At 68.9% G+C, this 13,443-nt stretch carries 10 protein-coding genes; 7 read left to right on the forward strand and 3 right to left on the reverse strand.

Going from position 1 to position 13,443, the window contains the following annotated elements; all coding sequences use genetic code 11:
- Window positions 1–3 precede the first annotated feature (3 nt).
- Together trmD and AC1DMQ_RS04630 are read right to left on the reverse strand one after the other, a co-directional pair.
- Complete coding sequence (trmD, locus tag AC1DMQ_RS04625; protein ID WP_477032372.1) at window positions 4–741, reverse strand: tRNA (guanosine(37)-N1)-methyltransferase TrmD; 738 nt, start codon at window positions 739–741, stop codon at window positions 4–6.
- 33 nt (window positions 742–774) lie between these two features.
- Window positions 775–969 carry a hypothetical protein gene (locus AC1DMQ_RS04630; protein ID WP_056440250.1) on the reverse strand — a complete coding sequence of 65 codons (195 nt, stop codon included), beginning with the start codon at window positions 967–969 and terminating at the stop codon, window positions 775–777.
- Between the two features lie 284 nt (window positions 970–1,253).
- On the opposite strand from AC1DMQ_RS04630, the gene AC1DMQ_RS04635 reads away from it, so the two are divergent.
- The 3 genes from AC1DMQ_RS04635 (at window position 1,254) to AC1DMQ_RS04645 (ending at window position 7,239) form a co-directional block, all read left to right on the forward strand.
- Window positions 1,254–2,054, forward strand: a complete 801-nt coding sequence (locus AC1DMQ_RS04635) for an isocitrate lyase/PEP mutase family protein (protein WP_477032373.1) — start codon at window positions 1,254–1,256, stop codon at window positions 2,052–2,054.
- Window positions 2,055–2,108: 54 nt separating this feature from the next.
- A complete protein-coding gene (gene polA, locus AC1DMQ_RS04640; RefSeq protein ID WP_477032374.1) occupies window positions 2,109–5,030 on the forward strand; it encodes a DNA polymerase I in 2,922 nt (973 codons plus the stop codon).
- A 283-nt stretch (window positions 5,031–5,313) separates the two neighbouring features.
- Window positions 5,314–7,239, forward strand: a complete 1,926-nt coding sequence (locus AC1DMQ_RS04645) for a methyl-accepting chemotaxis protein (protein ID WP_477032375.1) — start codon at window positions 5,314–5,316, stop codon at window positions 7,237–7,239.
- Window positions 7,240–7,302: 63 nt separating this feature from the next.
- On the opposite strand, the gene AC1DMQ_RS04650 is transcribed toward AC1DMQ_RS04645, so the two are convergent.
- Window positions 7,303–8,025, reverse strand: coding sequence for a LytTR family DNA-binding domain-containing protein (locus tag AC1DMQ_RS04650; protein WP_477032376.1), 723 nt, complete (start codon window positions 8,023–8,025; stop codon window positions 7,303–7,305).
- Window positions 8,026–8,182: 157 nt separating this feature from the next.
- On the opposite strand from AC1DMQ_RS04650, the gene AC1DMQ_RS04655 reads away from it, so the two are divergent.
- From AC1DMQ_RS04655 to AC1DMQ_RS04670, 4 genes are all read left to right on the forward strand, one after another.
- Complete coding sequence (locus AC1DMQ_RS04655) at window positions 8,183–8,740, forward strand: DUF2306 domain-containing protein (protein WP_477032377.1); 558 nt, start codon at window positions 8,183–8,185, stop codon at window positions 8,738–8,740.
- 70 nt (window positions 8,741–8,810) lie between these two features.
- On the forward strand, window positions 8,811–9,533 hold the full coding sequence (locus AC1DMQ_RS04660; RefSeq protein WP_477032378.1) for a TetR family transcriptional regulator: 723 nt from the start codon (window positions 8,811–8,813) through the stop codon (window positions 9,531–9,533).
- A 198-nt stretch (window positions 9,534–9,731) separates the two neighbouring features.
- Window positions 9,732–11,975 carry a TonB-dependent receptor gene (locus AC1DMQ_RS04665; protein WP_477032379.1) on the forward strand — a complete coding sequence of 748 codons (2,244 nt, stop codon included), beginning with the start codon at window positions 9,732–9,734 and terminating at the stop codon, window positions 11,973–11,975.
- A gap of 90 nt (window positions 11,976–12,065) precedes the next feature.
- Window positions 12,066–13,391, forward strand: a complete 1,326-nt coding sequence (locus tag AC1DMQ_RS04670) for a spinster family MFS transporter (RefSeq protein WP_477032380.1) — start codon at window positions 12,066–12,068, stop codon at window positions 13,389–13,391.
- Window positions 13,392–13,443 lie beyond the last annotated feature (52 nt).

A 13,443-nucleotide genomic window follows, 5' to 3' on the forward strand; every position in this document is an offset into this window, starting at 1 on the left:
ACTCTAGTCTCCTTTGGGCTTACCCGTTTTCGGGCCGCCTTTTGCCTGTTGATTGGCGAGATGCGCTTCCCAGAGGTCTGGACGCCGCTCGCGGGTGGTCTCTTCACGCATACTGGACCGCCACTGGGCCACCTTCTTGTGGTCGCCCGACAGCAGCACCTCGGGGATGTCGAGCCCTTCGAACGTCCGCGGTCGCGTGTACTGCGGATGCTCGAGGAGGCCGTCCTCGAAGCTTTCTTCCTGCGTGCTCTCGAAATTGCCCAGAACCCCTGGAGCCAATCGAACGCACGCCTCGATCACGACCATCGCCGCCGCCTCGCCACCGGCTAGAACGGCGTCTCCGACCGAGACCTCCTCGAACCCCCGGGCGTCTAGCACCCGCTGGTCCACCCCCTCGAAACGGCCGCACAGGACGATGACGCCCGGCGCTTTCGACCACTCCTTGACGCGCGCCTGGGTCAGGGGCCGACCCCGGGCGCTCATGTACAAAAGCGGCCGCCCACCGACCTCCACGCTGTCGAGCGCGGCGGCGATGACGTCCGCTTTTAGCACTGCTCCTACGCCTCCACCCGCAGGGGTGTCGTCGAGGAAGCCGCGCTTATCCTTGGAAAACCCCCGAATGTCCAGTGTTTCCAATCGCCACAGGTCCTGCTCCTTCCACGACGTGCCGATCAGCGAGACGCCGAGCGGGCCGGGAAAGGCCTCGGGGAACATGGTCAGGACGGTGGCGGTGAACGGCATGGGCGCTCCATAGCGCCCAAAGCCGCTAAGAATCTAGGTCAGGATGGTTTTGGGAAGGGGTTTGCCGGCCTCGGCGGGCATCAGCGGCGGGGTCAGCTTGACCGGCTCGCTGGTCATGTCGGCGGGCGGCGCGACGTGATGCACGGGGGCCACCGCCAGCACGGCGGCGGTGGTCAGGGTGGCGGCGACGAGCGCCGTACCGACACGGATCTTCTTCCATGAAACCATGGGCCAGGGGTCTTCCTGTGTTTCGGGTCGTTCAATCCAAAGCCCGGGAGAGGGGGAGGTTCCCGTTTTCGCGGCCTTGGCGAACCTCTTGCCTCTAGGCGAGGCAATTGACCTCGCCAAGGCGGCATTACGACGCGCCGGCCGCATTTTCGACGATCGGCCGCCTTCTTGGGCGCCCGCCGCCAGGGGATGTCGGCAGCGGGTCATCAAGGTCCGATTTCCGCGAGACGACTAGGGCGCGATTGCTCAATAGTTCGGCCGCCAGATCCCTCGGAGCCGCCGCCATGACCACGACCGCCGACCAGTTCCACGCCCTGCACGCCGGTCCGGACGTGCTGTTGCTGCCCAATGCCTGGGACGCGGCCAGCGCCGCCCTGATGGAGGACGCCGGCGCCAAGGCCGTGGCCACCTCCAGCGCGGCCGTGGCCTGGGCGCGGGGCTATGCCGACGGCGACGCCGTTCCGGTGGCCGCCGTCATCGACACCGTCGCCGGCATCGCCCGGGTGGTGTCGGTCCCGGTCACCGCCGACATCGAGGGCGGCTACACCGACGACCTGCCGACCCTGGCCGAGACCATCAAGGCGGTGGTCGGGGCGGGCGCGGTCGGGATCAATTTCGAGGACGGCCGCCGCGATCCGACGCTTCACGCCCGCAAGATCGAAACCGCCCGGGCCGCCGCCGGCCAGGCGGGCGTGAACCTGTTCATCAACGCCCGCACCGACGTCTATCTGGCCGGGCTGGCCCAGGGCGAGGCCGCCCTGGCCGAGACCCTGCGCCGCGCCGCGCTCTATGCCGGCGCCGGGGCCAGCGGGATCTTCGTGCCCCTGCCGATCGAGGAAGACCTGCTGGGCCAGTTGGCCGCCGGGATCGCCCTGCCGCTCAACGCCATGGGCCGCCCCGGCATCCCGTCGGCCGAGCGCCTGGCGCAGCTCGGCGTGCGTCGTCTCAGCTCGGCCACGGGCCCGTTCAACGCCGCCTACGGGGCGATGCTGACGGGGACCCGGGCCTTTCTCGCGGACGGCGACACCACCGGCTACGCGGCGTTCGGCAAGGACCTGCCCAACCTGAACGCCCGGTTCGGCTAGGGACCGGCGCTTGGGGTGTTCCCGGGCGCGCTCCGACCGCCTATCTTCCCGGCCATGACCGACACGCTCGCGCCCGATTCCGCCGCCGCTCCCATTCCGAGTGAAGAGGGGGCAGACCGTCCCCTGACCCAGGACGGCCCCGCCGTGCGGCTGTTCCTGGTCGACGGCTCGGCCTACCTGTTCCGCGCCTATCACGCCCTGCCGCCGCTGACCCGCAAGAGCGACGGCCTGCCGGTGGGCGCCGTCCAGGGCTTCTGCAACATGCTGTGGAAGCTGATGCGCGACATGCAGGGCGACGCGCCCACGCACCTGGCGGTGATCTGGGACCACTCCGAGAAGACGTTCCGCAACACCCTCTACGACAAGTACAAGGCCCACCGGCCGCCGCCGCCCGAGGACCTGATCCCGCAGTTCCCGCTGGTGCGCGAGGCCACCCGCGCGTTCGGCGTGCCGGCCATCGAGCTGCCCGGCTACGAGGCCGACGACCTGATCGCAGCCTATGCCTGCAAGGTCCGCGACATGGGCGGCGAGGCTGTGATCGTCTCGTCCGACAAGGACCTGATGCAGCTGGTCGGCGAGGGCGTGTCGATGTTCGACCCGATGAAGGGCGTGCGCATCGACCGCGAGCAGGTGTTCGAGAAGTTCGGCGTCTATCCCGAGCGGGTGGTCGACGTGCAATCGCTGTGCGGCGACAGCGTCGACAACGTCCCGGGCGCCCCCGGCATCGGCATCAAGACCGCCGCCCAGCTGATCAACGAATACGGCGACCTCGACACGCTGCTGGAGCGGGCCGGCGAGATCAAGCAGCCCAAGCGCCGCGAGACCCTGATCGAGTTCGCCGACCAGATCCGCCTGTCGCGCCAGCTGGTGAAGCTGGACTGCGACACGCCTCTGCCCGAGCCGGTCGACGACCTGGTGGTGCGCGAGCCCGACAAGCAGGTGCTGGCCGACTTCCTGGAGCTGATGGAGTTCCGCTCGCTGGCCCGCCGGGTCGGGGACGGCAACGCCGCCGCCTCGCCGCGCACCCTGGATCGTCCCGTCAGCACCCCGACCGCGCCTGTGCTCGGCGTGTCCTACATGGGCGCGGCCGCCCGGGCGGCGGCCAACCCGGTCGCCGAGCCGGCCAGCGTCGACCACGCGGCCTATGTCCGCATCCAGGACTTGGAGACCTTGAACGCCTGGGTGGCCAAGGCCACGGCCAAGGGGATCGTCGCCTTCGACACCGAGACCGACGCCCTGTCTTCGGCGACCGCCGGCCTATGCGGCGTGTCCCTGGCCATTTCGCCGGGAGAGGCTTGCTATATCCCGGTCGGCCACTGCGAGAAGGACGGCCTGGCCCTGGAAGCCGCCGCCGACCTTGTCCAGATCCCGCTCGAAGAGGCGATGGCCGCCCTGAAGCCGCTGCTGGAAGATCCGGCGGTGCTGAAGATCGCCCAGAACGCCAAGTACGACATCGCCGTCCTGGCGCGCCACGGGATCGATGTGGGGCCGATCGAGGACACCATGCTGATCAGCTACGTGCTGGAGGCCGGCTTGCACGGCCACGGCATGGACGAGCTGTCGGAGCTGTGGCTGGGCCACAAGCCCATCCCGTTCAAGCAGGTGGCCGGGACCGGCAAGGCGCAGATCAGCTTCAAGCACGTGGGCCTGAACGAGGCGACGGCCTACGCCGCCGAGGACGCCGACGTCACCCTGCGCCTCTACAATGTGCTGAAGCCGCGCCTGGCCGCCGAGGGCCTGCTGACGGTCTACGAGACCCTGGAGCGCCCGCTGCCGACCGTGCTGGCGGCGATGGAGAACGACGGCATCCGCGTCGACCCCGAGACCCTGCGCCGGCTCTCCAACGAGTTCTCGATGCGCATGGCCCAGTTCGAGGCCCGGGCCCAGGAGCTGGTCGGCCGGCCTTTCAACCTGGGCAGCCCCAAGCAGATCGGCGACGTGCTGTTCGGCGAGATGCAGCTGAAGGGCGGCAAGAAGACCGCCACTGGCCAGTGGTCCACCGACAGCGACGTGCTGGAGGCTCTCGCGAATGAGCACGAGCTGCCGCGCGTGCTGCTGGACTGGCGCCAGCTGTCCAAGCTGAAGGGCACCTATACCGAGAACCTGATCGCGGCGATCGCCCCGGGCGGCGGCAACCGGGTGCACACCTCCTACGCCCTGGCCTCGACGACGACGGGCCGCCTGTCGTCGTCGGACCCGAACCTGCAGAACATCCCGATCCGCACCGAGGAAGGCCGCAAGATCCGCAAGGCCTTCGTGGCCGCGCCGGGCAAGGTGCTGATCAGCGCCGACTACAGCCAGATCGAGCTTCGCCTGCTGGCCCACATCGGCGACATCCCCCAGCTGAAGAAGGCCTTCCAGGAGGGCCTGGACATCCACGCCATGACCGCGTCGGAGATGTTCAACGTGCCGATCGAGGGCATGCCCTCGGAAGTGCGCCGCCGGGCCAAGGCCATCAATTTCGGCATCGTCTACGGCATCAGCGCGTTCGGCCTGGCCAACCAGCTGTCGATCCCGCAGGGCGAGGCGGGGGCCTATATCAAGACCTATTTCGAGCGCTTCCCCGGCATCCAGGCCTATATGGAGGCGACCAAGGCCTTCGTGCGCGAGCACGGCTATGTCAGCACCATCTTCGGGCGGAAGATCAACATCCCCGACATCGGCGGCAAGTCGGTGGCCCACCGGCAGTTCGCCGAGCGGGCGGCGATCAACGCCCCGATCCAGGGCGCGGCGGCCGACGTGATGCGCCGGGCGATGATCCGCATGCCGGGCGCGCTGAAGGCGGCCGGGCTGTCGAGCCGGATGCTGCTGCAGGTGCACGACGAACTGGTCTTCGAAGCCCCCGAGGCCGAGGCCCAGGCCACGATCGACGTCGCCCGCGAGATCATGCAGGGCGCCGCCGAGCCGGCCGTGGCCATCTCGGTGCCCCTGACGGTCGAGGCCCGGGCCGCCGCCAACTGGGACGAGGCGCACTGACGAAAATTTTTCTAACCCTCGAACACCCGCTACTTGAGGTTGGGTTCCGTAGGGGAAGGCGCTGTATCCCTTATACAATACAATCTTGGATGAGGGTTATTTCACAAAACGTTGTTATTGTTGAGGAATAGATTCTGCCGGTGCGACGTTGCGCCACAGTACAGTTAATGTCGCGGAAACCCTGTCGCCCTCAATGGTTGACTGTGCGACGCGTGCTTCTGGCTGCAGCTTAACTATCCGTGGTTCATGAAGTGCGCGTCGCGGTCCCATTTGGAGCGCGACCATGAACTTCGGCGACCTGAAAATTCCGCACAAGCTGTTGGCGGTTTTCGCGGTGATGCTCACCACCATCGCGATCATGGGCGCGGCGCTCTTCGTCAACCAGATGGAGTTCGAGGGTTCGGTCCGGCGCACGGAACGCGCCCATCAGGCGCTGCGCGCCGCCGACACCGCCGCCTTCCGCCTGACCCGTCAGGAGAACTCGCTGCGGGGCTTCCTGCTCTCGGGCGACGAGTACTACGTCAAGCGTCTGGAAGAGGCCCACAAGCCCAAGTTCCTGGCCGCCCTGGATGAGCTGCGGACCCTGGCCGCCGGCGACGAAGCCCAGTTGACCAGGATTTCGGCGGTCGACGCCGCCTACGCCGGCTACCGCAAGGCGGCCATCGAGCCGGGCGAGACCCTGGCCCGCGATCCGGCCACCCACCAGCAGGCCGTCGACCTGGTCAAGCACGACGGTATCGCCGACCAGACGGTCACGGTGGTCGAGGACGCCATCGACGCGATCGTCAAGGATTCGGAAGCCGTCGTCGCCGCCGAGGCGACCGCCCAGAAGAAGTCGTCGCTGGAAGCGCGCCTGACCCTGCTGATCGGCACCGCCATCGCCATCGCCATCGCCTTCGGCGGGGGCCTGCTGCTGTCGGGCGTCATCGCCGCGCCGGTGTCGGCCATGACCGCCGCCATGCGCCGCCTGGCCTCGGGCGACAACGGGGTCGGCATCCCCGCCGCCGGCCGCAAGGACGAGATCGGCCAGATGGCCGCCGCCGTGGCCACCTTCAAGGAAGCCGCGCTGGCCAAGCTCCGCCTGGAGGCCGTCGCCGAACAGACCCGTCTGGCGGCCGAAAGCGAGCGCGCCGCCAATGACGACGAGCGCCGCGTGGTCGCCGCCGAGCAGACCGCGGTGGTCGACGCCCTGGCCTCGAACCTGGCGCGGCTGGCCCAAGGCGACCTGACCTGCGGCATCGACGCCGAATTCACCGGCCGCTATCGCCAGCTGCGCGAGGACTTCAACGTGGCGGTCGAGAAGCTGCGCGAGGCCATGGGGGCGATCATTGTCTCCACCAACGGCGTCCGCAGCGGCTCCGACGAGATCGCCGACGCCTCCGACAGCCTGGCGCGCCGCACCGAGCAGCAGGCCGCCAGCCTGGAAGAAACCGCCGCCGCCCTGGACGAGATCACCGCCACGGTCCGCAAGACCGCGTCCGGCGCCAAGGAGGCCTCCACCGTGGTCGCCACCGCCCGCACCGACGCCGAGAAGTCGGGCCGGATCGTCGCCCAGGCGGTCCAGGCCATGACCGAGATCGAGACCTCGTCGGCCCAGGTCAGCCAGATCATCGGCGTCATCGACGAGATCGCCTTCCAGACCAACCTGCTGGCCCTGAACGCCGGCGTCGAGGCGGCTCGCGCCGGTGACGCCGGCCGCGGCTTCGCGGTCGTGGCGCAGGAAGTCCGGGCCCTGGCCCAGCGTTCGGCCGAAGCGGCCAAGGAGATCAAGACGCTGATCTCGACCTCCACCCAGCAGGTCGGGGCCGGCGTGGATCTGGTCGGCCAGACCGGCGACGCCCTGCAGCGCATCGTCACCCAGGTGGCCTCGATCGACGAGCTGGTCACCGAGATCGCCGCCTCGGCGGTCGAGCAGTCGACGGGCCTGCACGAGGTCAACAACGCCGTGAACCAGATGGACCAGGTGGTGCAGCAGAACGCCGCCATGGTCGAGGAAGCCACGGCGGCCAGCCACTCGCTGAAGAACGAGGCCAACCAGCTGGCGGCCCTGGTCGACCGCTTCCAGGTCGGCGGCGCCGCGGCGGCTCCGGCCAAGCGCGCCCCCGCCGCCCGTCCGGCCGCGGCCCGCGCCGCGACCTTCGTCCGCCCCGGCGCGGCGCGTGGAAACACCGCCCTCGCGGCGAAGACCGAGGAATGGGAAGAGTTCTGATCGGCGTCCACTCGACGATCGGATGAGGAAGGCTCCCCGGTGTCCCCCGGGGGGCCTTTTTCTTTAGTACCAGCCCGCCTCGCGCAGCGTCCGGGCGTAGGCTCGGCTGACCGGGGCCTCGACGCCGCTGGTCAGGGTCAGGACGGCGCGGCCGTCGCCGCGCCTGGCGTCGCGCACCGCCGCCTTGGCCACCCACCAGGAGCGATGGGTCTGGGCGCCTTCGATGCCCTCCAGCTCGGCCACGGCGTCCGACAGCCGCAACAGGATCAGGTCCTGGCCCTTGGAGGTGTGCAGGCGCAGATAATGGTCCTCCGCCTGGACCGCGTAGAGCTCGCCGCCGCGCAGGCGAGGCGGCAGGCGTTCGAGGAAGCGCGGGGGCGGGGCCTCCGGCGGCGCGGCGTGGGTCTCGATGGGACGGCGGGTGGCCAGGGTCATCAGGGCCGTCATGCCGCTGGTCATCACCAGGGTGATCCCGAAATAGGTCGCCACGACGCGCGGGGTCAGGGGCGCGCGGCCGCCGGCGAACCAGACCAGCGTCGCGAACAGGGGCGTCAGCACCGCCACGATAATCAGGGCCCGCCACCAGGTCGCGTCCAGCCCCGGCCACAGCCGGCTGACGGTCAGGGCCGTGGTCGTGCCCAGCACCGCGCCCAGGCTCGACAGCCCGATCCAGTAGGCCAGGCGCGCGCCCAGCGGCATGTCGAAGGTGCCCAGGGCCCCGATCAGCGCCAGGAACGCGCCGGCCGCGACGGCCACGACCAGCGGACGGACATAGCTCCGCAGCAAGGTGGTCGTTGGCGCTTCGCCAATGGCGCCGGCCCGCCGTTCACGAACTGCCGACGCTTTCTCACGCACCTTCGGATGACCCCTGTCGCCGTCGATCCTAAGCCGGATCCGACCTTGATCGCCCTAGCACGGCGCGATCGCTTCGGGAGAAAACAAGATGTCCGACACCAGCCTGTCAATCGGTCCGGCCCGCTTTCTGCGCATGGTGGTCGTCGGCCTGGCCGTCACCGTGGGCCTGATCCTGGCGGTGGGGGCGGCGCAGGGCCGTGGGCCGGCCGCGACCCTGGCCGGCTTCCTGCACCTGAAGGGCCAGATGCACGCGCCCAATTTCGGACTGCTGGCGGCCGCGCCGATCCAGATCCAGATCCACGTCGCGGCGGTGTCCACGGCCCTGGCGGTCGGGATCGCCCTGATGCTGGGCCTGAAGGGCAACACCGTCCATCGAACCCTGGGCTGGGTCTGGGTGGTCGCCATGGCGACGGCGGCGATCTCGTCGCTGTTCATCCATCGCGCCAACGCCGGGAGCTTCAGCTTCCTGCACCTGTTCGCCGGCTGGACCCTGATCGCCCTGCCCATGGGGGTGTTCGCCGCCCGCAAGCACAATGTCCGCCTGCACGGCCGGACCATGACCGGCCTGTTCGTCGGCGGCCTGCTGATCGCCGGCGCCTTCGCCTTCCTGCCGGGCCGGCTGATGTGGCAGGTCGTGTTCGGCTAATACGCGCCGCGCTTGCCAGGTCCGCGCCAGGAGGCCTACGAACGGTCAAGCAATGCGCGGACCACAGAGCATGACGTCGCAAGTTCGAGCCCCTCGCGCCCAGGCGGCCTCCCCCGTCAAGCCGGCCGGTCGCGGTCGCCCCGCCAAGGCCACGGGGCGGGACCTGAAGGAGACCATCCTCGACGCCGCCGAGGGCCTGTTCGCGCGTCACGGCTTCCACGGCGTCACCATCCGCCAGGTCGCGGCCGAGGCCGGCGTCGATACCGCCCTGATCCACTACTATTTCGGCGCCAAGCGCGAACTGTTCGACTCGGTGTTCCTGCGCCGGGCCGAGATCCTCAACACCGCCCGCGGCCTGTCGATGGACGCCTACGAGAAGAGCCATCCCGGATCCATGACGGTCGAGGGGGTGATCGAGGCCTTCATCGAGCCCCTGCTGCGCATCTCCCAGGACGGCGGCCAGGGGTGGAAGAGCTATTTCGCCCTGGTGGCCCAGGTGAACAACACCCCGGCCTGGGGCGGCGAGACCATGGCGCGGTTCTTCGACCCCGTCGTCCACCGGCTGGTCGAGACCCTGAAGGTGGTTCGTCCGGACGCCGAGTATCGCGACCTCTACTGGAGCTACCAGTTCCTGACCGGCTCGATGATGCTGGCCCTGTCGGAGACCGGGCGCATCGACTCCCTGTCGGAGGGGCTGTGCCATTCCAGCGACCTCGGCGCGGTGCGGGCCCGACTGTTCGCCTATTGCGCGGCGGGCTTCGAGGCGGTGATCGCCCGCGCGCCGCGGGGCTGATTTCCCTATCTTGCCAAAGGCTTGTAACGCCTCGCGCCTTCATTTCATCAGATGATGAAAAAAGGCTGGCGCAAACTGCTGGTCTGGGTGACAGTGTTATCCAATTCGCGAACAAATGAATTCGCGGAAGCCGGGAAATGCGTCCGTTCAACGGGCCGGTCCGGCACGGGACGGAACGCATAGGGGAGGGGAAACCCGATGAAAACGATGCTCAAGCTGGCGTTGCTGGCCGGCGCGGCCTGGTCGGCCGCCGCGACCACTGCGGTCGCCCAAGAAGCGCCCGCCGGCGCGAACTCCGCGCAGGTCGAGGAACTGGTCGTCACGGCCCGCCGCCGCGAGGAAACCCTCAAGGACGTGCCGGTCGCGGTTTCGGCCTTCACCGCCGAGACCCTGGAGCGCCAGGCCGCCAACGACATCACCACCCTGTCACAGACCTCGCCGAACACCACGGTGCAGACCGCGCGGGGCTCGAACTCGACCCTGATCTCCTACATCCGCGGCATCGGCCAGCAGGATCCGCTGTGGGGCTACGAGCCCGGCGTCGGCCTCTATGTCGACGACGTCTACATCTACCGGCCGCAGGGCGCGGTGCTGGACGTGTTCGACGTCTCGCGGATCGAAGTGCTGCGCGGCCCGCAAGGCACGCTGTACGGCCGCAACACCATCGGCGGCGCGATCAAGTACGTGACCAACCGCCTGGGCGACGAGGCCGGCGGCAAGGTCCGCGCGACCTACGGCAGCTACAATCAGACCGACCTGCTGGTCGAGGGCCACACGCCCGTCGCCGGCGGCCTGTCGGTCGGCGGCGCCTACGCCCTCTACAAGCGCGACGGCTACGGCAAGAACCTGACGACCGGCGCCGAGCACTATGACAAGGACGTCCAGGCCATCCGCCTGAGCGCCGAGTACCAGCCCACCGACGACCTGTTCTTCCGCCTGGCCTACGACAAGGTCGAGGACGACTCCAACCCCCGCCACGGCCACCGCGAACTGCCGGCCCTGGTCGGCAACTACCCGGTGCTGGACGTCTATGACACCCAGGCGGGCCTGGGCGACTCCAACTCGGTCGAGACCGAGGGCGTGTCGCTGACCGGCGAATATCACGCCACCGACAGCCTGACGCTGAAGTCGATCACCGCCAGCCGCAAGGGCCACACCACCACCGTCATCGACTTCGACGGCACGCCCGTGCCGACCCTCGACATTCCCGCCACCTACGACGACCGCTCGTTCTCGCAGGAACTGCAGGCGGTCTATTCGGACGAGACCGTCCAGGGCGTGTTCGGCCTCTACTACATGAACAGCCAGGCGTCGGGCGAGTTCGACACCATCGCCGGCAACCTGGGCGTCTCGATCGCCGACGGCGGCAAGGTCAGCACCCAGAGCTTCGCGGCCTTCTTCGACGCCAGCGCCAACTTCACCGACCGCTTCAAGGTCTCGGTCGGCGCCCGCGCCACCCGCGACCACAAGCGCAGCAACACCTTCCGCTACTTCTACCTGGGCGCCACGCGCTCGCCCTACCAGGGCGGCACGCCGCGGCCGATCCTGCAGGTGCGCACCGACTACGGCGCCACGAAGACCTTCTCGGAGTTCACCCCGCGCCTGTCGGCCTCGTACGAGCTGACCGACGACCTGAACACCTACGTCTCGTATTCGAAGGGCTTCAAGTCGGGCGGCTGGGACATGCGCGGCGACGCCTTCCTGACCCCGCAGACCGTCAACGGCTACAATCCCGAGACGGTGGACGCCTATGAGGTGGGCCTGAAGGGCAACCTGTTCGACCGCCGGCTGTCGTTCGCCTCGGCCGCCTTCCTGTCCAAGTACAAGGACCAGCAGGTCACCACCCAGGTGGTCGTGCCCTCGGGCATCGCCAGCTCGGTCGACAACGCCGGCGCGTCCACCCTGTACGGCGTCGAGTTCGAGGCCAAGGCGGCGTTCAGCCAGAACCTGTCGGGAACCGTGGCCCTGGGCTACATCCACGCCGAGTACGACACCTTCAGCCGCTTCGTCCCGGCCGGCGCGCCCAACCCCGTCAACCCGTCGCAGACGATCCCGGCCGGCGGCCAGATCGTCAACGTGGCCGACCTCTACGGCTTCCAGAACACCCCCGAATGGACGGGCAATGTCAGCCTGACCTGGCGCGGGACCGTGGGCGGCGGCGAGCTGGCGATCACCCCGATGGTCAGCTATCGCGACGACTATCAGCAGTTCGAACAGCCCCTGCCGCTGCTCGACCAGAAGGCCTTCACCCTGGTCGACCTGACGGCGAGCTGGGCTCCGGAGAACGGCCGCTTCAAGGTGCTGCTGGCCGGCAAGAACCTGACCGACGAGCGTTATCGCACCGGCGGCTACAACTTCGGCGTCCCGACCTACAACAACTCGGTGATCGGCTTCTACGGCCCGCCGCGCACCTATTCGGCGACGGTCGAGGTCAAGTTCTAGACTCTCCCCAACCTCGACTTCACGGCGGCGGCTTGCTGAAACGAGCCGCCGCCGTTTCTTTGTCCACTTCACGAATCGCGGCGGGATCCGATGAGCGACGCACAGACCTCCACTACCCCGGCTCCCGGCTCGCGCTATCGCTACGTCGTGCTGGCCATGCTGGTCCTGGTCTACACGCTCAACTTCCTGGACCGGCAGATCCTCGGCATCCTGGCCAAGCCCATCAAGGAGGAGTTCGGCCTCAGCGACGGCCAGTTCGGCCTGATGAGCGGCCTGGCCTTCGCCCTGCTCTATACGACCCTGGCGATCCCGATCGCCTGGCTGGCCGACCGCTTCAGCCGGGTGTGGATCATGACCACGGCCCTGACCCTGTGGAGCGGTTTCACCGCCCTGTGCGGCTTCGCCGGCGGGTTCTCGGCGCTGTTCCTGGCCCGGATGGGCGTGGGCATCGGCGAGGCGGGCGGGGTGGCCCCGGCCTATTCGATGCTGGCCGACTATTTCCCCAAGCATCAGCGGGCCCGCGCCCTGGCGGCCTATGCGTTCGGCATCCCGCTGGGCACGGCGGCCGGGACCCTGGTGGGCGGCCTGCTGGCCGTGCACTTCGGCTGGCGGACGGCCTTCATCGTGGTGGGCCTGATCGGCGTGGCCCTGGCCCCGATCTTCCGGCTGGTCGTGCGCGACCCGCGCCGGGGCGGGGCCGACATGGCCGTGGGCGACACCACCACCGTCCAGGCCCCGGCCGCGCCGCTGGGCGAGGTGGTCCGGGTGCTGGCCGCCAAGCCCAGCTTCTGGCTGCTGTCGTTCGGCGCGGCCTCGTCCTCGGTCTGCGGCTACGGCGTGGCGCTGTGGCTGCCGTCGTTCTTCATGCGCAGCCTGGGCCTGACCCTGCGCGAGACCGCCTGGTACTATTCCGGCATCGCCTTCTTCGGCGGCCTGATGGGCATCTGGCTGGGCGGGGCGGTGGCCGACCGGCTGGGCGCGAAGTCCAAGGCCGGCTATCCGCTGACCCCGGCGGTGGCCTTCCTGATCTCGGTGCCGTGCTTCCTGCTGGCCATGAACAGCGGCTCGCTGGTCGGTGATCTGGGGGGCGGCGCCGCCCTGGCCCTGGCCTTCGCGATCTTCCTGATTCCCACCGGCCTCAACCTGGCGTGGCTGGGACCGATCACGGCGGCCGTCCAGCACCTGGCCCCCGCCCCGATGCGGACCACGGCCTCGGCCCTGTTCCTGCTGATCAACAACCTGCTGGGGATCGCGGTCGGCACCTATTATTTCGGCCTGGTCTCGGACCTGCTGAAGCCGGCGTTCGGCGCGGAGTCCCTGCGCTGGTCGATCTATACCGGCATGGGCTTCTACCTGGTCGCCGCCCTGCTGTTCTTTCTGGCCTCGCGGCGTCTGGCCAAGGATTGGGTCGAATAGGCGCACCCGCTAAAACGCCACCGTTCCGACACGTTCAGGTTACAAGAGCCCG

The sequence above is a fragment of the Caulobacter sp. 05L422 genome (assembly GCF_056397765.1).